The sequence below is a fragment of the Burkholderia sp. Bmkn7 genome, assembly GCF_041103175.1.
Classification (GTDB): domain Bacteria; phylum Pseudomonadota; class Gammaproteobacteria; order Burkholderiales; family Burkholderiaceae; genus Burkholderia; species Burkholderia cepacia.
In genome coordinates, this window is record NZ_JBGCUH010000001.1 from 840,112 (window position 1) to 864,827 (window position 24,716).

Annotated in this window: 15 protein-coding genes and 1 pseudogene; 13 read left to right on the forward strand and 3 right to left on the reverse strand. The window is 71.1% G+C overall.

Annotation, left to right across the window (positions count from 1 at the left end; all coding sequences use genetic code 11):
• Positions 1-272: 272 nt before the first annotated feature.
• On the reverse strand, positions 273-1,175 hold the full coding sequence (locus AB3K92_RS03680) for a LysR family transcriptional regulator (protein WP_059485871.1): 903 nt from the start codon (positions 1,173-1,175) through the stop codon (positions 273-275).
• A 158-nt stretch (positions 1,176-1,333) separates the two neighbouring features.
• Between AB3K92_RS03680 and AB3K92_RS03685 the strand changes: the two genes are divergently transcribed.
• Positions 1,334-2,110: an SDR family NAD(P)-dependent oxidoreductase gene (locus AB3K92_RS03685; RefSeq protein WP_048028956.1), complete on the forward strand. Its 777-nt coding sequence runs from the start codon at positions 1,334-1,336 to the stop codon at positions 2,108-2,110.
• A 28-nt stretch (positions 2,111-2,138) separates the two neighbouring features.
• On the opposite strand, the gene AB3K92_RS03690 is transcribed toward AB3K92_RS03685, so the two are convergent.
• Positions 2,139-3,335 (reverse strand): sugar transporter, encoded by a 1,197-nt coding sequence (locus tag AB3K92_RS03690; protein ID WP_048028957.1) that lies wholly within the window; start codon positions 3,333-3,335, stop codon positions 2,139-2,141.
• 213 nt (positions 3,336-3,548) lie between these two features.
• Here AB3K92_RS03690 and AB3K92_RS03695 point away from each other — a divergent pair, with 213 nt between their 5' ends.
• Entirely contained in the window at positions 3,549-4,223 is a 675-nt protein-coding gene (locus AB3K92_RS03695) for an HAD family hydrolase (RefSeq protein WP_059492711.1), read from the forward strand.
• Positions 4,224-4,329: 106 nt separating this feature from the next.
• On the opposite strand, the gene AB3K92_RS03700 is transcribed toward AB3K92_RS03695, so the two are convergent.
• Positions 4,330-4,572: a DUF6566 family protein gene (locus tag AB3K92_RS03700; RefSeq protein WP_021161537.1), complete on the reverse strand. Its 243-nt coding sequence runs from the start codon at positions 4,570-4,572 to the stop codon at positions 4,330-4,332.
• Between the two features lie 191 nt (positions 4,573-4,763).
• On the opposite strand from AB3K92_RS03700, the gene AB3K92_RS03705 reads away from it, so the two are divergent.
• From AB3K92_RS03705 to treY, 11 genes and pseudogenes are all read left to right on the forward strand, one after another.
• Positions 4,764-5,459, forward strand: coding sequence for an MgtC/SapB family protein (locus AB3K92_RS03705; RefSeq protein ID WP_369464463.1), 696 nt, complete (start codon positions 4,764-4,766; stop codon positions 5,457-5,459).
• The gene (locus AB3K92_RS03710) at positions 5,456-5,794 is read left to right on the forward strand and encodes a hypothetical protein (protein WP_059648549.1); all 339 of its coding nucleotides are present in this window, start codon (positions 5,456-5,458) and stop codon (positions 5,792-5,794) included. Before AB3K92_RS03705 ends, AB3K92_RS03710 begins: the two co-directional genes overlap by 4 nt.
• Before the next feature lie 37 nt (positions 5,795-5,831).
• Positions 5,832-6,154: pseudogene (locus AB3K92_RS03715) on the forward strand (endonuclease); the annotation flags it as partial.
• Positions 6,058-6,546: a phage protein NinX family protein gene (locus AB3K92_RS03720; protein ID WP_059675820.1), complete on the forward strand. Its 489-nt coding sequence runs from the start codon at positions 6,058-6,060 to the stop codon at positions 6,544-6,546. The pseudogene AB3K92_RS03715 and the gene AB3K92_RS03720, both read left to right, overlap by 97 nt.
• 154 nt (positions 6,547-6,700) lie before the next feature.
• Positions 6,701-10,090, forward strand: a complete 3,390-nt coding sequence (locus tag AB3K92_RS03725) for a maltotransferase domain-containing protein (protein WP_369464464.1) — start codon at positions 6,701-6,703, stop codon at positions 10,088-10,090.
• Positions 10,090-13,503, forward strand: coding sequence for a maltose alpha-D-glucosyltransferase (gene treS / locus AB3K92_RS03730; protein WP_369464637.1), 3,414 nt, complete (start codon positions 10,090-10,092; stop codon positions 13,501-13,503). The genes AB3K92_RS03725 and treS overlap by 1 nt, the downstream gene beginning before the upstream one ends.
• Positions 13,500-15,707 (forward strand): 1,4-alpha-glucan branching protein GlgB, encoded by a 2,208-nt coding sequence (gene glgB / locus AB3K92_RS03735; RefSeq protein WP_059555748.1) that lies wholly within the window; start codon positions 13,500-13,502, stop codon positions 15,705-15,707. The genes treS and glgB overlap by 4 nt, the downstream gene beginning before the upstream one ends.
• A 32-nt stretch (positions 15,708-15,739) precedes the next feature.
• Positions 15,740-17,854 carry a glycogen debranching protein GlgX gene (gene glgX, locus AB3K92_RS03740; protein WP_369464465.1) on the forward strand — a complete coding sequence of 705 codons (2,115 nt, stop codon included), beginning with the start codon at positions 15,740-15,742 and terminating at the stop codon, positions 17,852-17,854.
• A gap of 8 nt (positions 17,855-17,862) precedes the next feature.
• Positions 17,863-19,734 (forward strand): malto-oligosyltrehalose trehalohydrolase, encoded by a 1,872-nt coding sequence (gene treZ / locus AB3K92_RS03745; protein WP_369464466.1) that lies wholly within the window; start codon positions 17,863-17,865, stop codon positions 19,732-19,734.
• The gene (gene malQ, locus AB3K92_RS03750) at positions 19,731-21,929 is read left to right on the forward strand and encodes a 4-alpha-glucanotransferase (RefSeq protein ID WP_369464467.1); all 2,199 of its coding nucleotides are present in this window, start codon (positions 19,731-19,733) and stop codon (positions 21,927-21,929) included. The genes treZ and malQ overlap by 4 nt, the downstream gene beginning before the upstream one ends.
• Positions 21,926-24,691, forward strand: a complete 2,766-nt coding sequence (gene treY / locus AB3K92_RS03755) for a malto-oligosyltrehalose synthase (protein ID WP_369464468.1) — start codon at positions 21,926-21,928, stop codon at positions 24,689-24,691. Before malQ ends, treY begins: the two co-directional genes overlap by 4 nt.
• The last annotated feature ends 25 nt before the right edge of the window (positions 24,692-24,716 follow it).

Genomic DNA, 24,716 nt, shown 5'->3' on the forward strand with positions numbered 1-24,716 from the left:
CAGCCTTGTGCGCGTACGCAGATTAATGACGTTCGTTTCCCCGTTTCAATCTTTGCGGCACGCGGCCACATATTGGGAGATGGCGGTTTTCCGGTCGCCCATCGCCTTGTCGCCAATGGTTTGAGCAAATGACCGCAAAAACCCAATCTTTGGAAACTCGATCGACTGGACGGAAACAATTCGGATCGTTGTTGCCGGTTTGACGCGAAACCGGACAGGCGTGTTGCCCCCGCCATGAGCGGGCGGGCTGCCGGACCATGCGGACGCGTCGCCTACGCGCGCGACGTTGCGTGCGCGAGCTTCGCCACCAGTTCGTCGTACACCACCCGGATACGCCGCGGCATCGGGCCGCGCCGCGGCCGATACACGTGCAGTTTCCACGGCTCGGGTTCGATGCTCGGCAACAGGCGCACCAGGCGCCCCTTCTGGACGTGCGGCCTGACCAGGTACTCCGAGCACTGACCGAACCCGATCCCCGCGCACACGGCCTCGATCTCCACTTCGGTGTCGTCCGTCAGATAGGCCGGCGATGACGGAACGAATTGCTGCTCGCCGCGAAACACCCATGGCCACGGCCGTCCGTTCGCGCGGTCGATCAGGCAGGTGACCGGCATCGCCGCGAGTTCCTTGCGGCTTTTCGGCTCGCCCAGTCGCATGATCAGCGACGGTGCCCCCACGACCCACATCGGCAACGGCCCGACCATGCGTGCGACGAAGCGGTTGTCGCCGATTGCGCCGACACGCACGCCGATGTCGATCTGCTCGTCGACCACCGGCGACGGCGCATCCGACAGCCGCAGGTCGGGCACGAGGTCCGGATACCGCTGCATCAGGTCGATCAGGATCGGCTGGACGTAACGACGCCCCATGCCTGACGGCGCCGTGACCCTGACGATACCGGCGGGTTCGTCGGCCTGCCCGGCCGCCGGCCCGAACAGCCCGTCGACGGTAGACAGCGCCGCCTTCGCGTCGCGCGCGAACGACTGCCCGAACGCGGTGATCCGGATGCTGCGGGTCGTCCGGTGAAACAGCGTTTCGCCGAGCATCTCCTCCAGTTCGCGCACCGCGCGCGTCACGACCTGCGGCGACACGCCGAGACGCGCCGCCGCCTCGCGGAACGTGGGTGCCGCGGCCGCCGCTGCAAAAATCTTGAGGAGATCGAGTCGATTGAGCATGGCGAACCCTTCTGACGTTCCCTGAGCGACGCGTTTAATTCCGAAATCAGGAATTCTGAATGCGAGATTGTTCCATTTTATTGCGGCAACCGAGCGACCACAATGAGCACCAGACGTCGCATTGACGTGGATGATCAACCCTTCAGGAGCAACACATCATGAACGCAAGCACGCAAACCGCCCCACTCGCAAACCGCGTCGCCGTGGTGACGGGCGCCAGTTCCGGCATCGGCCGTGCGTCGGCGATCGAACTCGCGCGACGCGGCGCGAAGGTCGTCGTCAGCGCCCGGCGCAAGGCCGAACTCGATCGACTGGTCGACGAGATCGTGACGGCCGGCGGCGACGCCCGCGCATGTGCCGCCGACGTCGCGAACGAAGACGATCTGCGCAAGCTCTTCGATTTCACGGTTGCGACCTACGATCGCCTCGACATCGCGTTCAACAACGCCGGCACGGAAGGCGTATTCGCGCCGCTACTCGAGCAGAATGCCGAGCGTTTCGACAAGGTGTTCGAGCCGAACGTGCGCGGCGTCTTCAACTCGATGAAGTACGCGGCCGAGATCATGCTGCGCCAGGGGTCGGGCAGCATCATCAACAATGCGTCGATGGGCGGGCTGATCGGATTCGAGAATGCGTCGGTCTATATCGCGAGCAAGCACGCGGTGATCGGGATGACGAAGACGGCGTCGATCGAGTGGTTCAAGCACGGCGTGCGCGTCAATGCGCTGTGCCCGGGGCTGATCGAAACGCCGTTCCATCACCGCGGCATCTGGCCGTCGGACGACGCGCAACAGGCATTTGCCGCATCGACGCCGGCAGGACGGTGGGGCTCGGCCGAGGAGATGGCGACGATCGTCGCGTTCCTCGCATCGGACGATTCCAGCTATGTGTCGGGGCATGCGCTCGTGGCCGACGGCGGCTATTCGGTGGCGTGAGATGCCAGGCGCGATCCGTGGCGCGGCTTCACGGCGCCGCGGCTGCCTCCTCCCGCTTCGCGTGAAGCCGTAGCGCGAGCCACGCGATCCCGACCGCGCACGCACCGACCACGCCGCCGAAGGTGCCGATCCACGGCAGCCCGAAATCGCCGGCGATATGGTTGCCGAGAAGCGCGCCCGCGCCGATCCCGACGTTGTACAGCCCGGAGAAGATCGACACCGCAAGATCGGTCCCCTCCGGTGCCAGTTTCAGCACCCACGCCTGCATCGCCAGGCCGAAACAGACGATCGCGCCGCCCCATACCAGCGTATGTACGGACAGCGTCACGATGTTCAGCGCGCACGGGAACAGGATCAGCAGACATCCCGAGAGCGCGACGATCGAAGCCAGCAGAAAGTCGTCCGGCCGGTGCGGGAAAATGCGGTTGAAGCAGATTGCGGCCGGCATCCCGGCGACACCGAACAGGATCAGCACGTACGTAATCCGGCTGCTGCTCGCGTGATTGACGCTTTGAACGAACGGCTCGATGTACGTGTACGACGTGAAGTGCGCGGACACGACGAGCACCGTAATCGCGTACAACGCGACCAGCGCCGGTTTGCGCAGGAACACGCCGACGCTGCTGAGCGACCCCGCGCCCTGGCTCGGCAGCGCAGGCAACGTCGCGCGCAGCAGCAGCAACGCGATACCCGCCGCGCCCGCGACGATCAGGAACGTGACACGCCAGCCGAATGTCTCACCGATCACGCGTCCGAGCGGAATGCCGGCGACCATCGCGATCGACGTGCCCATCGCGAGCATGCCGAGCGCGCGGCTTTTCCGGTCGGGCGGCGCGATCCGCACGGCCAGCGGAACGGAAATCGACCAGAACACCGCGTGCGCGCAGGCGATGCCGAGCCGGCCGATCATCAGCACCGTGAAATTCCACGCAACGCCGGTGACGACGTGGCTGCCGATGAACACCAGCAACGCGCAGGACAGCAGCTTGCGCCGCTCGACGTGACGCGTGAGCAGCGTCAGCGGCAACGACACGACGGCGACGGTCCATGCGTAAATCGTCAGCATCAGCCCGACGTCGGTGGGCTGCATGTGAAGGCTGTCGCCGATCGAGCCGAGCAGCGCAACCGGTACGAATTCGGTGGTATTGAAGATGAAGGCGGTCAGGGCCAGGGCCAGTACGCCCCACCATGAGTGCTCGGAACTGAAGGCGTCCGGTGTTGCCATACCTGGGATCGACGAGGGTTGGGGCGCGTGCGGCGCGGGAATCGCGGCCTGGCGTATCGCCGCGATTGTACCAGCGGCACCTGACACGGCGCGGCGCGTGGCGGCCGCGGGACATGGTCATGACACGGCCTTGCGCCGATAATGTGCGGCACGCTTTCGCGCCCCGTTCGCTCGCCCCTTGTTCGCTCGCCTCCGGCGAGCCAGGAGATTCACATGCGCATTGAAACGTCATTTCTGTTCGATCTCGACGGCACGCTCGTCGACAGTGTCTATCAGCACGTGCTCGCGTGGAAGGAGGCGCTCGATGCCGAAGGCATCGAACTGTCGGTGTGGCGCATCCACCGCAAGATCGGCATGAGCGGCGGCCTGTTCCTGAATCAGCTGCTGCGGGAGACGTCGGGCAACCTCGACACCGAACGCGTCGAGCGCCTTGCCCGCCTGCATGCGGCCGCGTACCAGCGGCTGCGCGCGCAGGTCCGGCCGCTGCCCGGCGCGCGCGAATTGCTGGCCGCGCTGTCGGCGGCCGGCATCCGCTGGGCGATCGCGACCAGCGGACGAATGGAAACGGCCGCCATCAATCTCGAGGCGCTCGGCGTCGATCCGGCGAAGCACGTCGTGGTCACGCGCGACCAGGTCAAGTACGCGAAGCCCGACCCCGACCTGTTCCTGACGGCCGCCGCGCAGCTGAACGTGCCGATCGAGCACACCGTCGTGGTCGGCGACAGCATCTGGGACATGCTCGCCGCGAGCCGCTGCCGTTCGCTCGGCGTCGGGCTGCTGTCGGGCGGTTACGGCAGCGACGAGCTGGAACGCGCGGGCGCGCTGCGCGTGTACGACGATCCGGCCGATCTGCTGTGGCATCTCGACGAGATCGCCGCGCGCCCCTGAACCGCCCGCCTCGCCGACGGCACCCCTGCGCGGGATCGCCGTCGGTTTCGCCGGCCACGAACGGCCGGCCACGCCGCGCCGTAACGCCAAGCGGCCGCCGAGCGGCTCAATCGTCGTCCACCCGCTTGTCGATCAGGTACCGACCCCGTTCGACGCCCGCGCGCAGCGCCTCGACCTCGGTCAGCCACTCGGGGCCGGCCGGCTCCGGCACGATCAGCTCGACGCGCGCGCCGCCGACATATATCTGAACCTCGTCGCGCCACGCGCCGCGTTCGTCGCGCCGGGCCCAGACGAGGATTTCATGGCCGCGATACGGGTCGCGAACCTGTGCGTCCTGTTGATGTTGCATGGTGGCCTCCTGTCCTTATCTGCGATTCCGATGCAAAAAATGCGCGCCGCATGACCGCCGCGCGCGCCGCGAACCTTGTGCGCACGCGCCGTGCCCGGCCGGCACGCGGCTTGCGTCCCGTTGCGTATCGACCGTATCGACAGTCTTGACCGCTCCGGGCCGCCTCGCGCGGGCCGCAAGGATTTCCCATCATGATCGGCCACCTCGAACTTCTTGGACGCCTGCTGCTGGCCGCGCTGCTCGGCAGCGTGATAGGGCTCGAACGCGAACGCCTGAACTGGGCCGCCGGGCTGCGCACGCACATGCTCGTGTGCGTGGGCTCCGCGCTCGTGATGCTGGTGTCGACGTTCGGCTTCGAAGACGTGCGCGGGCAAAACGGCGTCGTGCTCGACCCCTCGCGGGTCGCCGCGCAGGTGGTGTCGGGCATCGGTTTTCTCGGCGCGGGCTCGATCCTGCTGCGCGGCGAAGTCGTGCGCGGGCTGACGACCGCCGCGAGCCTGTGGGCCGTGGCCGGTGTCGGCCTTGCCACGGGCGGCGGCATGTACATGGCGTCGATCGGCGCGACGGCGATCGTGCTCGCGATCCTCGCGGGCGTGAAACCGCTCGAGCGCCGCTTCATCGCGCAGCGCCAGCAACGCACGCTGCGGCTCGTGGCCGAACGCGGCGGCCTGACGCTCGGCACGCTGCACGAAGCGCTCGGCCCCGGCCGGGTGCGCGTGAAGCGGTTCATCGTCCAGCAGTCGGACGACGATCCCGGCACCGACGACATTTCGGTTTCGTTCTCGCGCACCAGCGGACCGGAATTTGCCGCCATCTGCGAAACGCTGCAAAGCATCGCCTGCGTACGGACCTGTCAACCCGATACCGCGTCAAGGAGCTTCGTGTGACCCGCACCGACCTGCTCTCCCATCTCGTGTCGTGCCAGCTCGCCGCGCGCATGCGGTCCGGCGCATGGCTCCCGATCCGCCAGCTCGTGGGCGCGCAGCGCGCATGGCTCGCGAGCCATCGCGCCGAATGCGGATGGCTCGAGCGGATCAAGATCGCGGACGCATCGACGACGATCGCGCAAGGCATCTACGACATCGCGGTCGCGCACGGCGATCCGGCCAGCGGCGAACGCGTGCGGCTCGACGCGGATTCGCCGGAACTGCAGGCGCTGCGCGCACGCTGCGACGCGCTGCTGCAGCATATCGACGGCGACCGGGACGTCGACGCGCGATGATCGTTCGGGATCACGCGACACGCGCCGACGCGACGGCCGACAGCCGACAGCGCCGCGCACATTCCCGACCCTGTGCCCGGTGTTCTCGCTGCCCCGGATCCGGATCCATCCGGGCGAGCTGCTGATCGACGTGGCCACGCATCGCAGCGTGCGCGCGCGGCATGCATCCGACCACCATCCACTGATCGCCCGCATACGCGCGACGCGCGCGACGGGCACGTCGCTTGCGCGGTGAGCCGGTTTCGACCGGACGGAGCTCACCCATGCGAACCGACGCCCTCGACGGACAGGCACTCGACTACTGGTGCGCCCGCGCGCTCTGCGCGGACGACGAAGACACGCTGCGCTTCACCGCCGTGACGCCGACCGTCGTCGTGACGGCCGCCTGCGACGCGTTCCGGCACCTGGATGCCCCGTTCACGCCATCGACATCGTGGGCCGACGCCGGCGCGGTGCTCGACCGCGTCGACGATCTGCGGATCACCCGCCACGGCGACGACGTCGAATGCGACGCCACCTTCGCCGACGGCCCGTCGACCTGCGGCGCGCACGCCCGCGATGCACGCGTGGCGCTGCTGCGCGCGTTCGTGCGTGCGCGCTTCGGCGACGAGATCGACCCGCCGCCGCCGTTCGCGCACCGGATCGAACACGGCGCCGTGGTGCGCTACGCCCCCGGCGTGCCGCTGCCCGACGCGGACGACGATCGCGGCACAGGCGACAGCACGGATATCCGCTCGATACCGCGCATGTAAGTGCATGCATGTACCCGGCGTTCATGTAAAAACGACAGTCCCGGCACCGGCCGGCTTCCTGCACACGCCTTGCCCGGCGGGACACCGCCCGGCGGGCACGCGCGTTGCGGCACACCGGCGTTATCGACTGCCGCCACCCGCTCCGCGCCACGCCATGGACTCCACGCCGACCTTCGCCCCGCACCTCTATTTCTGCGACGCCCGCCTCGTCGGGCCGCTCGACGCATGGCCGCAGACATTCGCGCACATCGCGGGCATGGGCTTCGATCACGTGCTGGTCGGCGGCTTCTGGGCCGCGAGCGTCGCCGGCTTTCCGCGTCACGTGGCCGATTTCCGGCGTCCGGCCCAATCGTTCGCGACACGTGCGAGCGCACTCGAAACCTTCTCGCGGCTCGCCCAGCTCGCCCAGGGTCACGGGCTGCGCCTGCTGCTCGAAGTCGTGCCCGACCGCATCGCGCGCGACAACCCGCTGCGCGCCGAACATCCGGACTGGTACGTCGAGCGCACGCACGACGACGCGCTGATCGATCCGCGCGGCACCGCGCACGCGCTGGACCTCGCCCACGCGAACCTCGGGAGCGACGCGGTGCGCGACGCGCTGGCAGCCTGGTGGTGCGCGCACCTCGGCGCATTCGCCGATGCGGGTGCCGCCGGCTTCCTGGTCGACGCGCCGCATCATCTGCCGGCCGACTGGTGGCCCGGCTGGCGCGCGGCGCTGCGCCGGGCGCGCCCGGACGTCGCGGTGCTCGCGGGCGTGCCCGGCCATGCGCGGGACGCGCTCGCGCAGCTCGAAGGCACCGGGTTCGACGCGGTGTTTTCATCGGTACGCTGGTGGGACCTGCGCGCACCGTGGTTCGTCGACGAACACCGGCTGCTGCGGCGCATCGGCTCGCCGATCGCGTTTCCCGACGCGTTCGACGGCGCGCGCCTCGCCGACGACTGGCCCGACGCGCCGGACGACACCGTCGCCCGCGCCTATCGCCGCGCGCTGTGGACGGCCGCGGCCGTCGGCACCGGCTGGCTCGTGCCGATGGGCTTCGAACGCGGCGTCACGGTGCCGCTGATGGCGCGCGACGCCGATGCGGCGCGCTACCGCGCCGCGTTCGAGCGCGCGCGCTTCGACCTGTCGGGCGCGATCGCCGATGCGAACGCGTGGCGCCGCGCCACGCCCGTGGCGGCCGCGCGCGGCGAAATCGTGCAGCTGAGCGCGCCCGGCGCGGCGGCGACCACGCTGCTGCGCGGCATCGGGCCGTCGCTCGAACACGACGAAGCCGCGCTGCTGATCGCCCTGAATCCCGATCTCGACGCGGCGGCAACGGTCGACCCCACGACGATCCTGCCCGGCGTGCCGGGCGGATTCACGCGCGTCGTCACGCACGACGGTACGCGAGCCACCCCGCCGGCCGCGCTGGAACCGTTCACGCTCGAACCCGGCGCCTACGCGCTGCTGCATGCGTGGCCCGCACCGCCCGCCACGACACGCGCCGACGCCGCGAGCGAGCGCGGCGCGCTGTCCGCCGCGCTCGCGGCCGACCGGATCGCGATCGAGCGCGTCGAGCCGTCGGTCGACGGCGGCCGCTTCGCGGTCAAGCGCGTGATCGGCGAGACGCTCGTCGTCCATGCATCGATCTTCACCGACGGACACGCGCATCTCGCGGCCGCGCTGCAGTGGCGCGCCGCCTGCGACGACGACTGGCGCGAAATCCCATTCGAAGCCGAACCGAACGACGGCTGGCACGCACGCGTCACGCTCGACCGGTTCGGCCGCCACGAGTTTCGCGTGATCGCGTGGCGCGACGACTGGGCGTCGCTCGTCGACGATGTCGCAAAGAAAAACGCGGCCGGCCAGGACGTGACGCTCGAACTGCGCGAAGCGCAGCTGCTGCTCGCGACCGCGCTCAGGCTCGCCGATCCGCTCGATGCGCGCGCGCTCACGCGGATGGAACAGCTGGCCGCCGGGTTCAAGGACGCGCCGGCCGACGCGCGGCTCGCGCAACTCGGCGCGGCGCCGCTCGCCGATGCGTTCGCGGCGCTGCGCTACCGCCCATTCGTCACGCACACGACGCCCTTCCCGGTCGACGTCGAGCGCCGCGCGGCGCGCTTCTCGAGCTGGTACGAGATGTTTCCGCGCTCGGCGAGCGACGACCCGGACCGGCACGGCACGTTCGACGACGTGATCGCGCACCTGCCGCGCATCCGCGACATGGGTTTCGACGTGCTGTATTTCCCGCCGATCCACCCGATCGGCACGACCGCGCGCAAGGGGCGCAACAACAGCCTGACGGCCGGCCCCGACGACGTCGGCAGCCCGTATGCGATCGGCTCGCCGGACGGCGGCCACACGGCCGTGCATCCGCAGCTCGGCACGCTCGAATCGTTCCGCGCGCTGGTCGACGCCGCGCGCGGTCACGGGCTCGAGATCGCGCTCGATTTCGCGATCCAGTGCTCGCCCGACCATCCGTGGCTCGCCGCGCATCCGGGCTGGTTCGCGTGGCGGCCCGACGGCTCGCTGCGCTTCGCGGAGAATCCGCCGAAGCGCTACCAGGACATCGTGAACCCCGATTTCTACGCGCCCGATGCGTTGCCCGACCTGTGGCTCGCGCTGCGCGACGCAATACTGTTCTGGGTCGACGCGGGGGTACGGATCTTCCGCGTCGACAACCCGCACACGAAGCCGCTGCCGTTCTGGGCATGGATGATCGCCGACGTGCGCGGCCGGCATCCGGACGTCGTGTTCCTGTCCGAGGCGTTCACGCGGCCGGGGATGATGTATCGCCTCGCGAAAGTCGGCTTCTCGCAGTCGTACACGTACTTCACGTGGCGCGAGTCGAAGCGCGAATTCATCGACTACCTGACCGAGCTGACGGCCGGCCCCGCGCGCGAGTTCTTCCGCCCGAACTTCTTCGTCAACACGCCCGACATCAACCCGCGCCACCTGCAGAACGCGCCGCGCACGCAGTTCGTGATCCGCGCGGCACTCGCGGCGACGCTGGCCGGATCGTGGGGCATGTACTCGGGCTTCGAGCTCGGCGAATCGGCGCCGCTGCCGGACAGCGAGGAATACGCGGACGCGGAGAAGTACGAGCTGCGCGCGCGCGACTGGCGCCGCGCCGCGCACATCGGCGCCGAGATCGCGCGGCTGAACCGCGCGCGACGCGCTCACCCGGCCCTGCAGACGCATCTCGGCATCACGTTCGCCGACGCGGACAACGACGCGGTGCTCGTGTTCGTGAAGGCGACGCCGGCGTTCGACAGCGTGGTCGCCGTCGCGATCAGCACCGACCCGTGGCATCCGCAGGTCGCGAACTTCACGCTCGACGCATCGCTGTGGCGCGGTTTCGGGCTCGTCGACGGCGAACCGCTCGACGCGCTCGAACAGGACGCCACGCACGCGGAAACCTGGCGCGGGCACCGCCAGTACGTCTCGCTCGATCCGCACGTGCGGCCGTATGCGATCTGGCGGCTCATGCCGTCTCCAGGCGCCGCGCGGGCGGCGGCGCGCGAACCGGGCGACGCCCGGCCCATTTCGGGAGCCCATGGATGATGAAACGCGAAGATTCCCTCGACGACGTGCGTCGCGCACAGTTCCCGTCGCTCGAGCCGGCCGGCACGCCGCGCCGGCGCCGCGCGCGCCGCCGCGCGCCGGCCCTCTGTGCGGACGATCCGCTGTGGTACAAGGACGCGATCATCTACCAGGTGCACGTGAAGTCGTTCTACGACTCGAACAACGACGGCATCGGCGATTTCCCCGGCCTGATCGCGAAGCTCGACTACATCGCCGAACTCGGCGTCGACACGATCTGGCTGCTGCCGTTCTACCCGTCGCCGCGCCGCGACGACGGCTACGACATCTCCGACTACCGCGACGTGCATCCCGACTACGGCACGCTCGCCGACGTGCGGCGCTTCATCCGCGAAGCCCATGCGCGCGGCATCCGCGTGATCACCGAGCTGGTGATCAACCACACGTCGGACCAGCATCCGTGGTTTCAGCGCGCGCGCCGCGCGAAACCGGGCTCGAATCACCGCGACTACTACGTGTGGTCCGACACCGACACGAAATACGCGGGCACGCGGATCATCTTCCTCGATACGGAAACGTCGAACTGGACCCACGACCCGCTTGCCGGCCAGTACTACTGGCACCGCTTCTATTCGCACCAGCCCGACCTGAACTTCGACAACCCGGCCGTCGTGCGCGAGGTGCTGCAGGTGATGCGCTTCTGGCTCGACCTCGGCATCGACGGGCTGCGGCTCGACGCGGTGCCGTACCTGGTCGAGCGCGAAGGCACGAACAACGAGAACCTGCCCGAGACGCACGCGATCCTGAAGCAGATCCGCGCGACGATCGACGCCGAGTACCCGAACCGGATGCTGCTCGCCGAGGCGAACCAGTGGCCGGAGGACGTGCAGGAGTATTTCGGCGACGAGAACGAATGCCACATGGCGTTCCACTTCCCGCTGATGCCGCGCATCTACATGTCGATCGCGAGCGAGGACCGTTTCCCGATCGTCGACATCATGCGGCAGACGCCGGCGCTCGCGCCGAGCAACCAGTGGGCCGTGTTCCTGCGCAACCACGACGAACTGACGCTCGAGATGGTCACCGACTCCGAGCGCGACCTGCTGTGGCAGACCTACGCGAGCGACCGGCGCGCGCGGCTGAACCTCGGCATCCGGCGCCGGCTCGCGCCGCTGATGGAACGCGACCGGCGCCGCATCGAGCTGATCAACTCGCTGCTGCTGTCGATGCCCGGCACGCCGGTGATCTATTACGGCGACGAACTCGGGATGGGCGACAACATCCATCTCGGCGACCGCGACGGCGTGCGCACGCCGATGCAGTGGTCGTCGGACCGCAACGGCGGCTTTTCGCGCGCCGACCCCGAACTGCTGGTGCTGCCGCCGGTGATGGGCTCGCTGTACGGCTATGACGCGATCAACGTCGAGGCGCAGACGCGCGACCCGCATTCGCTGCTGAACTGGACGCGGCGCATCCTCGCGACGCGCCGCGCGTCGCAGGCGTTCGGGCGCGGCACGATCCGCTTCCTGCGCCCGGATAACCGCAAGGTGCTCGCGTACCTGCGCGAGCTGGACGGCCACGATCCGGTGCTGTGCGTCGCGAACCTGTCGCGCGCGTCGCAGGCCGTCGAACTCGACCTGTCCGGGTTCGCGGGCCGCGTACCGATCGAGATGACGTCGGATTCCCCGTTTCCGCCGATCGGCCAGCTCCCGTATCTCCTCACCTTCCCGCCGTACGGCTTCCTGTGGTTCGTGCTCGCCGAACATGGCCGCGAGCCGTCGTGGCGGCAGCCGCACGCGGAAGCGCTGCCCGAATACGTGACGCTCGTGATGCGGCGCGGCGAGGCGCGGCCGAACCTCGAGCAGCTGCACACGCTCGCGCACGACGCACTGCCGTCGTGGCTCGCGCGGCGGCGCTGGTTCGCGTCGAAGGACCGCACGATCGGCGAGGCCCGGCTGAGCGTCGTCACGCCGGTGCCGGGCGAGCCGTTCGAGTATGCGGAGGCCTGGGTCGAATCGGGCGCGCAGCGCGACGTCGAACGCTACGTCGTGCCGCTCGCGGCCGCATGGGGCGGCGAGACCTCGCAGCCGCTGTTCACGCAGCTCGCGCTCGCGCGCGTGCGGCGCGGCCACACGATCGGCTACCTGACCGACGCGTTCGCGCTGCCGGCGTTCGCACGCGGGATGCTGCGCAAGCTGCGCGACGGCGCCGTGGTGCCGACCTCCGACGGCGGCCGCCTCGCGTTCCTGCCGGAAGACGCGCTCGCCGCGCTCGACCCCGGCGACGACGCCGAAGTGCGCTGGCTCGCGGCCGAGCAGAGCAACAGCTCGCTCGTGATCGGTGACGCGATCGTGCTGAAGCTGGTGCGCAAGGTCGCGCACGGCGTGCATCCGGAAGCGGAAATGAGCCGCTACCTGACGCGGATCGGCTACCCGAACACCGCGACGCTCGCCGGCGAAGTCGTGCACGTCGACCCGGACGGCACGCCGCATACGGTCGCGATCCTGCAGCGTTATGCGGACAACCAGGGCGACGCGTGGACGCGCTCGTTCGACTTCCTGCGCCGCGCGGTGGACGAGCTCGCGCTGCCGGCCGCGGACAACGACGAAACCGGCGACGCCGACGAGGAACCCGAAGCGCTGCTCGGCTACGCGGCGTTCGCGGGCATCATCGGCACGCGGCTCGGCCAGTTGCACGTCGCGCTCGCGCAGCCGTCCGACGACCCCGCGTTCGCGCCGGAGCGGGCGACGCCCGGCCATGTCGACGGCTGGTGCGCGGACGCGATCGCGTCGTTCGAGCGCGCGCTCGACGTGCTGCACACGCGGCTCGATGCGCTCGATCCCGCGATGCGCGCGGCGGCCGACACGCTGCTCGCGTCGCGCGACGCGGCCGTGCGGGCGCTCGGCGAACTCGTGCCGCGCACGCTCGACGCGCAATGCATGCGGATTCACGGCGATTTCCATCTGGGACAGGTGCTCGACGTGCAGGGCGACGCGCTGCTGATCGACTTCGAAGGCGAGCCGGCGCGCCCGCTCGAGCGCCGCCGCGCGAAGTCGCATCCGCTGCGCGACGTGGCGGGCCTGCTGCGCTCGCTGTCGTATGTGAGCGCGACCGCGCAGTTCGCGATCGAGAAGGCGCCGCCGCAGGCGGCCGGCCGCAAGCGTGCGCTGTTCGACCGCTTCGGGCAGGCCGCCGCCGACCGTTTCGTCGACTGCTATCGCGCGGCCGCCGACCTCGCGCCCGCGCGCTTCGTCGATCCGCGCTACGCCGACCGCCTGCTCGCGCTGTTCCTGATCGACAAGGCGTCGTACGAGCTGTGCTACGAAGCGGCGAACCGCCCCGACTGGCTGGGCGTGCCGGTCGGCGGGCTCGCGGCGCTGGTCGAACGGCTGCTCGACGACGGCGGCGCATCCGACGACGGAGGCACGCGATGACCGATACGCTGTTCGAACGATCCGACATCGACGCGCTGCTCGCCGGACGTCATCCCGATCCGTTCGCGTGCCTCGGCCCGCACGGGCAGACCGGCCGCACCGTCGTGCGCGCGCTGCTGCCCGGCGCGACCGGCGTGCACGTGCTGTCGCCCGACGGCGACGAACTCGGCACGCTCGCCTGCGTCGATCGCGCCGGCTGCTTCGCGGGCACGATCGCGCGCAACGGCGGCGCCCCGCACTACCTGCTCGCGGTCGACTGGCCGGACGCGCGGCAGGTGATCGACGATGCGTACGCGTTCGGCACGCTGCTCGACGACGCAACGCTCGCGCGCCTGTCGGCCGGCGACCCGGCCGCGGTGCTCGACTGCCTCGGCGCGACGCCCCTGCGCATCGACGACACCGACGGCGTGCGCTTCGCGGTCTGGGCGCCGAACGCGCAGCGCGTGTCGGTGGTCGGCGATTTCAACGCATGGGACGGCCGCCGCCATCCGATGCGGCTGCGGCAGCCGTCGGGCGTGTGGGAGCTGTTCGTGCCGGGCATCGGCGCGGGCGAGTGCTACAAGTACGAGCTGCGCGCGGCCGACGGGCGCGTGCTGCCGCACAAGGCCGACCCCTGTGCGCGCGCGACCGAGGCGCCGCCGCGCACGGCGTCGGTCGTCGCCGACGTCGCCGCGCTCGACGCGTTCGCGTGGCACGACGACGGCTGGATGCACGCGCGGCCGCGTGCCGACCGCTACCGCGTGCCGTGGTCGATCTACGAGGTGCACGCGGAATCGTGGCAACGCGTGCCCGACGAGATGAACCGCAGCGCGACGTGGGACGAACTCGCCGAGCGGCTGATTCCGTACGTGAAGGGGATGGGCTTCACGCACGTCGAGTTCATGCCGATCGCCGAGTACCCGTTCGGCGGATCGTGGGGCTACCAGCCGCTCGCGCAGTTCGCGCCGTCCGCGCGCTTCGGGCCGGTCGACGGTTTCGCGCGCTTCGTCGACCGCGCGCATGCGGCCGGCATCGGCGTGCTCGTCGACTGGGTCCCCGCGCATTTCCCCGATGATCCGCATGGCCTTGCGCAGTTCGACGGCACGGCGCTGTACGAGCACGCCGACCCGCGCGAAGGCCTGCATCCCGACTGGCACACCTGCGTGTTCAACGTCGGCCGTACGGAAGTCGGCGCGTTCCTCGCCGCGTCGGCACTCGCGTGGGCGCGCCGGTATCACGTCGACGGCATCCGCGTCGACGCGGTCGCGTCGATGCTGTACCGCGACTACTCGCGCAAGGAAGGCGAATGGGTGCCGAACGTGCACGGCGGCCGCGAGAACCTCGAATCGGTCGCGTTCCTGCGCATGCTGAACGACACGCTGCACGGTGCGGCCGCGCCGGCCGGCGTCGTCACCGTCGCGGAGGAATCGACCGCGTGGCCGGGCGTCACCGCGCCGACCGGCGACGGCGGCCTCGGCTTCGACTTCAAGTGGAACATGGGGTGGATGCACGACACGCTCGCGTACCTGCGCGAAGACCCGGTGCACCGCCGCTATCACCACGACCGGATGACGTTCGGGCTCGTGTACGCGTTCTCCGAGCGCTTCGTGCTGCCGCTGTCGCACGACGAGGTCGTGCACGGCAAGGGCTCGCTCGTCGCGAAGATGCCGGGCGACGCATGGCAGCGGCTCGCGACGCTGCGCGCGTACTTCGGCTTCATGTGGGCGCACCCCGGCAAGAAGCTGCTGTTCATGGGCAGTGAATTCGCGCAATGGGCCGAGTTCGCGCACGACGCGACGCCGCACTGGGACCTGCTCGACGCGCCCGCGCATCGCGGCGTGCAGCGGCTCGTGCGCGACCTGAACCGCACCTATGCGGCGGAACCGGCACTGCATGCGCTCGACTGCCACGCGGCCGGCTTCTCCTGGCTGATCGGCGACGACCGCGACAACAGCGTGTTCGCGTTCGCGCGCCGCGACGACGCCGGGCACCTCGTGGTCGCCGTCTGCAACTTCACGCCGGTGCCGCGCGCGGCCTACCGCATCGGCCTGCCCGCCCCCGGGCAATGGCGCGAGCTGCTGAACACCGACGCCGCCCCGTACGGCGGCACCAACGCCGGCAACGACGGCGCCGTGTGGGCCGAGGCCGTGCCCGCGCACGGCGAGGCGTGGTCGGCACTGCTGCGCCTTCCGCCGCTCGCGACACTGTGGCTGACCCCCGCCTGATTACCCGCGCCCTCGACACGGAGATCCGCCCCATGCCGACCGCCCTGCCCACCCGTCTCGAATCCGGCCGCAGCTATCCGCTCGGCGCGACCTGGGACGGCCTCGGGACCAATTTCGCGGTGTTTTCCGCGCACGCGCAGCGCATCCAGCTATGCGTGTTCGATCCGACCGGCCGCAAGGAACTCGCGCGCCTCGACCTGCCCGAATGCACCGACGAGGTGTGGCACGGCTACCTGCCCAACGCGCATCCGGGCACCGTGTACGGGTTTCGCGCGGACGGCCCGTACCAGCCGCAGCACGGCCATCGCTTCAATTCCACCAAGCTGCTGCTCGACCCGTACGCGCGCAAGCTGGTCGGCCAGTTCCGCTGGTCGGACGCGCTGTTCGGCTATCGCGTCCATTCGAATCGCGCGGACCTGTCGATGGACCGCCGCGATTCGGCGCCCGCGATGCCGAAGTGCGTGGTGGTCGACGAGGCGTTCGACTGGAGCACCGACCGGCGCCCGCGCGTGTCGTGGCGCAACACGGTGATCTACGAGACCCACGTGCGCGGCACGTCGATGCGCCGCGCCGGGTTGCGCCCGCCCGAACGCGGCACGTTCTCGGCGTTCGCGCATCCCGCGTTCATCGATCACCTGCTGTCGATCGGCGTGACGACGGTCGAGCTGCTGCCCGTCCACGCGTTCCTGCAGCAGCGCGCGCTCGTGAACCGCGGGCTGCGCAACTACTGGGGCTACGACACGGCCGCGTTCTTCGCGCCGGAGCCCGCGTATCTCGCGACGCGGCGGCTCGACGAGATGCGCATCGCGATCCGGCAGTTGCATGCGGCCGGCATCGAGGTCGTGCTCGACGTCGTCTACAACCATACGTGCGAGGGCAACGAGCTCGGACCGACGCTGTCGTGGCGCGGCCTCGACAACGCGAGCTACTACCGGCTCGTGCCGGGCGACCAGCGCTTTCATGTCGACGAGACGGGCTGCGGCAACACGCTGAACCTGTCGCATCCGCGCGTGGTGCAGATGGTGATGGATTCGCTGCGCTACTGGGCCACCGCGTTCAACGTCGACGGCTTCCGCTTCGACCTCGGCGTGACGCTCGGGCGCGAGGCGCACGGCTTCGATCCCGGCGCGGGCTTCTTCGACGCGTTGCGGCAGGACCCGGTACTCGCGCAGCGCAAGCTGATCACGGAGCCGTGGGACCTCGGCCCCGGCGGCTACCAGCTCGGCCGCCACCCGCCCGGTTTCGCCGAGTGGAACGACCGCTTTCGCGACACCGTGCGGCGTTTCTGGCGCGGCGACGCGGGCCAGCGGCCGGAGCTCGCCGCGCGGCTCGCCGGGTCGGCCGACCTGTTCAACCACCAGCGGCGCCACACGTGGGCATCGATCAATTTCGTCACCGCGCACGACGGCTTCACGCTCGCCGATCTCGTCTCGTATTCGGCGAAACACAACGAAGCGAACGGCGAGGACAACCGCGACGGCCGCGACGACAACTGCAGCGCGAACTGGGGCGCCGAAGGGCCCACCGACGATGCCGCGATCCGCGCGGTGCGCGCACGCGTCGCGCGCTCGATGCTCGCGACGCTGTTCACCGCGCTCGGCACGCCGATGCTGGTGGCCGGCGACGAGTTCGGCCGCACGCAGCACGGCAACAACAACGCGTATTGCCAGGATAACGAACTGTCGTGGCTCGACTGGGATCTCGCCCACAGTGACGAAGCCGTGACGCTGATGCGCTTCGTGTCGCGGCTCGCCGCGCTGCGGCGCATGTATCCGGTGATGTCCGCGCCGGGTTATCCGTCGGGCGACCGCAACGCCGCACCGGGCATGGCGGAGATCGACTGGTTCGACGAGCGCGGCGTCGCGATGACCGTGCCCGCGTGGCAGGACCGCGAACGCCGCGCGCTGACGATGCGGCGTGTCGGCACGGGCCGCACCGGGCGCACCGAGGCGCTGCTGGTGATGCTGAACGCGTCGTCCGAGACGATCGTGTTCGCGCCGCCCGCGCCGATGCTCGAATACCGCGTGCTGGTCGACACGGCCACGCCGGACGCCGGCCCGCGCAACTGGCCGGCCGACGGGCTCGACGTCGCCGCGCATGCAGCCGCGATCGCGGTGGCCGCCGTGCCGCCCGACCCGCCCTCCTGAGGACCGCCATGACATCCCGTTCCGATCGTCCAACCGGCACGCACGCGTTCGAATCGTCGTTCGGCGCGACCTGCGTCGATGCCGAACGCACGCGCTTCCGGTTTTGGGCGCCCGCCAGCCGCACGGCCGCCGTCGAACTGCACGACGATAGCGAACACACGATCCCGATGACACCCGTCGGCGACGGCTGGTTCGAGACGGTCGCGCCGTGCGGCCCTGGCGCGCTGTATCGCTACCGCCTCGACGACGGTCTCGCGGTGCCCGACCCGGCGTCGCGCTTCCAGCCCGGCGGCGTGGACGGCCCGAGCCAGGTCGTCGATCCGGCGTCGTATCGCTGGCGCGACGGCGCATGGCGCGGCCGGCCGTGGCACGAGACGGTGCTGTACGAGTTGCACGTCGGCGCATGCGGCGGCTACGCGAGCGTCGAGCGGCGGCTGCCGGCCATTGCCGCGCTCGGCGTGACCGCCGTCGAGCTGATGCCCGTCAACGCGTTTCCCGGTTCGCGCAACTGGGGCTACGACGGCGTGCTGCCGTTCGCGCCCGACGCGTCGTACGGGCGGCCCGAGGAGCTGAAGGCGCTCGTCGACACCGCGCACGGGCTCGGGCTGCAGGTGTTCCTCGACGTCGTGTACAACCACTTCGGCCCCGAAGGCAACCTGCTGCCGCGCTACGCGCCCGCCTTCTTCCGCGACGACCGGCGGACCGCGTGGGGGCCCGCGATCGATTTTTCGCACCCGCAGACGAGCGCGTTCTTCATCGAGAATGCGCTGTACTGGCTCGACGAATTCCGTTTCGACGGGCTGCGCATCGACGCCGCGCACGCGATCGGCGACGACGCGTGGCTGCGCGAACTCGCGCGCCGCGTGCGGGCGGTTGCGGGCGACACACGCCACCTTCATCTCGTGCTCGAGAACGAACGCAACACGGCGAGCCTGCTCGGCCTCGGCGGTTTCGATGCGCAGTGGAACGACGATTTCCACAACAGCGCGCACGTGCTGCTGACCGGCGAGCGCGACGGCTACTACCGCGCGTACGCCGACGCGCCGCTGCGCCATCTCGCGCGCACGCTCGGCGAAGGTTTCGCGTACCAGGGCGAACCGTCGCCGCTGCACGACGGCGCCGCGCGCGGCGAGCCGAGCGCGCACCTGCCGCCCACCGCGTTCGTCACGTTCCTGCAGAACCACGACCAGATCGGCAACCGCGCGTTCGGCGAGCGGCTGCGCGCGCTCGCGAACGACGACGCGGTGCGCGCGGCCACCGCACTGATGCTGCTCGCGCCGCCGATCCCGCTGCTGTTCATGGGCGAGGAAGACGGCAGCACACAGCCGTTCCAGTTCTTCACCGACTATCGCGGCGCGCTCGCCGACGCGGTGCGCGAAGGCCGGCGCCGCGAATTCGCGGCGTTTCCGGCGTTCGCCGATCCCGCGCATCGCGACCTGATTCCCGACCCGAACGACATCGCGACGTTCGTCCGCTCGTCGTCGCACCATCCGCCGGACGACAACTGGCCCGATGCGGCCGCATGGCAGCGCTTCTACCGCAGCGCGCTGACGGTGCGCGCGGTGCTCGTGACGCCGCATCTGCCGGGTGCGCGGGCACTCGGCGTCGACCTGCTCGCGGGCGACGGCGACCCTGCGGCGCTCGTCGCGCGCTGGCGCCTCGGCGACGGCAGCACGCTGACGATCGCGCTGAATCTCGGCTCGCTCGACGCGGCACTGCCCGAACTGCCGGTCGGCAAGATCGTGTTCGAGACGCCGCCGCGCGCCCGCGACCGGCTGCCCGACCTGAAGCTGCCGCCACGCGCGTGCATCGCGTGGCGGGACGGTGCGGTCAACCACGATGCGCGGCACCATCGCGCGAACGGGCAGAGCCGATCATGACGACCGACGTTTCGATCTCGACACTCGCGCACGCGGCCGGCCTCGAAGCCGACTGGACCGATGCCGGCGGCATCGCGCGGCGGGTGGACGACGGCGCGCTCGCCGTGCTCGTCGATGCGCTGGGCTGGCCGTGCGGCACGGCGGCTCAGCGCGTCGACAGCGCGGCGGCGCTCGCGGGCGAACACACGGCGGTACCGCGCGTCGTGACCGGCGACGCGGGCCTGCCGCTGCCCCTGCCCGCCGCGCTCGCGCAACCGGGCGCGCGCTTCCGGATCACGCTCGAAGCGGGCGGACACATCGACGGGCGCGTGGATGCGCACGGCGCATTGCCGCCGCTCGCGATGCCCGGTTACCACGCGCTCGACATCGGCGACCGGCGCATCGGGCTGACGATCGCGCCGCCCCATACGCCCCCGTTCGACACGCGTGCGACGGATGCGGGCAACCGCTGGGGCATCGCGGCGCAGCTCTACAGCCTGCGCCGCGCGGGCGACGGCGGCGCGGGCGACTACACCGCGCTCGCGCGGCTGGCCGCGCGCGCGGCGCGGCATGGCGCACAGGCAGTGGCGATCAGCCCGACGCACGCCGGCTATCCGGCGCTGCCCGCGCACGACAGCCCGTATTCGCCGTCGTCGCGGCGCTGGCACAACGTCGCGTATCTCGACTGCGACGCGGTGCCGGGCGCCGAGGCCGTGCGTCACGTGTCCGGCGCGGCAGCCGATGCGCCGCTGATCGACTGGCCGCACGTGCTGCCGCTGAAGCTGCGCCGCCTGCGCGCGTGCTTCGACGCGTGGCGCGCCGACGACGCCCCGTCGCGCGACGCGTTCCAGCGGTTTCGCGCGACGGGCGGCGCGGCGCTCGACGCGCATGCGCGCTTCGATGCGCTGCAGGCGTTCTGCATCGAACACGGGCTCGGGGCCGACTGGCGGCAGTGGCCGGCGCCGTGGCGCGACCCGGCATCGGCGGAAGTCGACGCATTCGCGCACACGCATGCCGATACGGTCGCGTTCCATACGTTCCTGCAATGGTGCGCCGCGCGCGCGCTCGGCGACGCGCAGCATGCGGCCCGCCGCGCCGGCATGGCCACCGGGCTGATCGCCGATCTCGCGGTCGGCTCCGATCGCGCGGGCAGCGACGCATGGGCGCACGGCGCGACGCTGCTGCGCGGCGTATCGCTCGGCGCGCCGCCCGACCTGTTCAACGCGGCCGGCCAGGCGTGGGGCGTGACGACCTGGACGCCGGACGCGCTGCGCGCGGAAGGTTTCGTGCCGTTCATCGAGCTGCTGCGCGCGGCGTTCGCGCACGCGGGCGGCATCCGCATCGATCACGTGCTCGGCTTCGCGCGGATGTGGATCGTGCCGGACGGCGGCTCGCCGCGCGACGGCGCGTACCTGCGTTATCCGGTCGACGATCTGATGCGGCTCGTCGCGCTCGAGGCGGCCCGCCATCGTGCGCTCGCGATCGGCGAGGATCTCGGCACGGTGCCCGCCGGGTTTCGTGAACGGCTCGGCGCGCAGGGGGTCGCGGGCATGCGCGTGCTGTGGTTCGAGCGCGATGCGGGCGGCGCGTTCCGGCAGCCGTCCGAGTGGGACCGCGACGCGATCGCGACGACGTCGACTCACGATTTGCCGACCGTGGCCGGCTGGTGGCGCGGCGTCGACCTGGCCTGGCGGCAAGCCGCGGCCCAGGCCGCCGCGCAGCACGACGACGCGGATAGGCACGACGTGGCCGCTCCCGCGCCGGATGACGCCAGTGCGCACGATTCGGACGAAATCGTGCAGGCGCGCGAGCACGACACCACGCCGCGCCCGGAAGCCGGCAACGCGGCGCCGCCCGACGCGCCCGCTGGCCTTCCCGCCGCGCACGCGGAACGCGCCGCCGAACGCGCGGCGTTATGGCATGCGCTGCAGCTGGCCGGCTGCGCGCCGGCCGGCGCCGCCGCCCCGCCGGCCGATGCGCCGCCGGTCGGCGCGATCCTCGCGTACGTCGCGCGCAGCCCGTCGCCGCTCGCGATCGTGCCGCTCGAGGACCTGCTCGCGCTCGACGCGCAGCCGAACCTGCCGGGGCCGCCGTGCGGGCATCCGAACTGGCGGCAACGTCTGCCGCGCACAATCGACATGCTGTTCGACGCCGACGTGCGCGAACGCATCGCCGCCGTCGTGCAGGCGCGCCGTTCGAGGGAGCGCGGCGCATGACGCCGCGCGCGACGCTGCGGCTGCAGCTTCATGCGGGTTTCACGTTCGACGACGCGGCCTCGCACGCCGACTACTTCGCGCGGCTCGGCGTGAGCCACCTGTACCTGTCGCCGGTCTCGGCCGCCGAACCGGGCTCGCGGCACGGCTACGACACCGTGGATTACGGCACGCTCAATCCCGAACTCGGCGGCGAGGCAGGTTTCAATCGGCTCGTCGACACGTTGCGCGCGCGCGGCCTCGGCGTGATCGTCGACATCGTGCCGAACCATATGGGCGTCGGCGGCTCGTCGAACGGCTGGTGGAACGACGTGCTCGAATGGGGCCCCGCCAGCCCGTATGCGCGCCATTTCGACATCGACTGGCATCCGCCCGATCCGGCGCTCGACGGCAAGGTGCTGCTGCCGTGTCTCGGCATGCCCTACGGCGACGCGCTCGCGGCCGGCGACATCACGCTGAACGCAGACCCGGCCAGCGGCCGTTTCTTCATCGCGTGCCCCGGACGGCGGCTGCCCGTGGCGGCCGCCACCTACGCCGACATCCTGCGTCTCGCGAACCGCGCGGACCTGAACGCGCTTGCCGAACGCTTCGACGCCGCGCCGGCGCGCGACAGTGCACGGCTGGCCACCGCGCATGCCGCGCTGCGCGATCACGCGGCCGCGCACGGCCCGCACGCGCTCGACGCGGTGCTGCGCGGCGCCGACCCGCGCGTCGCGCGCTCGCGCACCAGCCTGCACCGGCTGCTCGAACGCCAGCATTACCGGCTCGCGTGGTGGCGCACGGCCGCCGACGAGCTGAACTGGCGGCGCTTCTTCGACATCGCGACGCTCGCGGCCGTCCGCGTCGACGACGACGCGGTGTTCGACGCCGTTCACGCGCTGCCGTTGCGCCTGCACGCGGCCGGGCTCGTCGACGGCATCCGCGTCGATCACGTCGACGGCCTCGCCGATCCGCGCGCCTACTGCCGGCGGCTGCATGCACGACTGGCCGCGCAGCGCAGCGCGCCGCCGTATGTCGTCGTCGAGAAGATCCTCGCGCCGGGCGAATCGCTGCGCGCCGACTGGGGTGTTGCCGGCACGACCGGCTACGACTTCATGAACGACGTCGGCGCGCTGCTGCACGACCCGGCCGGCGCCGAACCGCTCGCCGCGCACTGGGCGGCCGTGTCGGGCTCGTCGCGCACGTTCGCGCAGGAAGCGCTCGACGGCAAGCGGCGCGTGCTGATGCGCCAGCTCGCCGTCGAGCATGCGCGCACCGCGCGGCTGCTGCACGGGATCGCGCGCGCGTCGCCCGCCACGCGGGACGTCAGCCTGATCGCGATTCGGCGCGTGCTCGGCGAACTGGCGGTGCGGCTGCCCGTGTACCGGATGTATCCGGCACCGCGCGAGGAGCCGGACGATGCCGACCGCCAAGTGCTCGCGCTCGCGTACGAAAGCGCGTGCGCGGCCATCGATCCGGCCGACCGGTTCGCGCTCGATCGCGTCGCCGCGTGGCTGGGCTTGCCGGCCGCCCGCGTGCCGCGCGCGAACGCCGACGCGCTGGCCGCGGCGCGCGTCGCGTTCGCGCAGCTCACCGCGCCGCTCGCCGCGAAAGGCGTCGAGGATACGGCCCACTATCGCTACGGCCGGCTGCTGTCGCGCAACGAGGTCGGCGCCGACGCCGGCGACTTCAGCCTGTCGCGCGGCGCATTCCATGCCCGCAACCGGCGCCGCGCGCGCACCGTGCCGCACGGGCTCGTCGCGACGGCCACGCACGACCACAAGCGCGGCGAGGACGCGCGTGCACGGCTCGCGGTGCTCAGCGAGATCCCGGACGCATGGCGCGCGGCATCGCTCGACTGGAGCGCGCTGAACCTGCCGCACCGGGGCCGCGCAAATCGCGATCTCGCGTGGGCGCCGGGGCCGGCCGCCGAGGCGATGCTGTACCAGACGCTCGTCGGCTGCTGGCCGCCGGCACTCGCGCCCGACGATGCGGCCGGGCTGGCCGGACTCGCCGCGCGCGTCGCGCAGTGGCAGACGAAAGCAGTGCGCGAAGCGAAGCGGCACAGCGACTGGCTGGCGCCCGAACCGGACTACGAGCAGGCTTGCGAAACATTCGTCCGCGCGATCCTGACGCCGCGCGGCGCCGGCGATTTCGCGCACCGGCTGCATGCGTTCGTCGCACGGATCGCACCAGCCGGCGTCGTCAACAGCCTGACGCAGACGACGCTGCGGATCGCGTCGCCCGGCGTGCCAGACCTCTATCAAGGGACCGAGTGCTGGGATCACTCGCTCGTCGATCCGGACAACCGGCGCGACGTGCCGTTCGACGCACTGGCGGCCGAACGGGTCGACGATCCGGTCGCGTCGTACCTGCCGGCCTGGCCCGATGCGCGCGTGAAACGCGCGCTGATCGAGCGGATGCTCGCGCTGCGCGCGCGGTGGCCGGCGACGTTTGCGGACGGCGCGTACGTGCCGCTACGCGTGCGCGGCGGGCTCGCGCGGCACGCGGTGGCGTTCGCGCGGTGCGACGCGGCCGCCACCGTGGTGATCGTCGCGACGCGGCTCGCGAGCCGGTTGCTCGGGGAAGCGCCCGGGATGCCGCGCGTGGCGCCCGCGCAGTGGGGCGATACGGCGGTCGTGCTGCCGCGCGGAGTCGAGGGGCCGTGGATCGACTGGCTGAACGATCGGGACACGATCGATGTGCCCGACGGGGTGCTGGCGCTACGCCGCTGTCTGGCCGGATTGCCTGTTGCGGTGCTCGTGGCGGCGCGTGTCGGCGGTTGAAGGCGCGCGGCCCTGCGGACGTGTG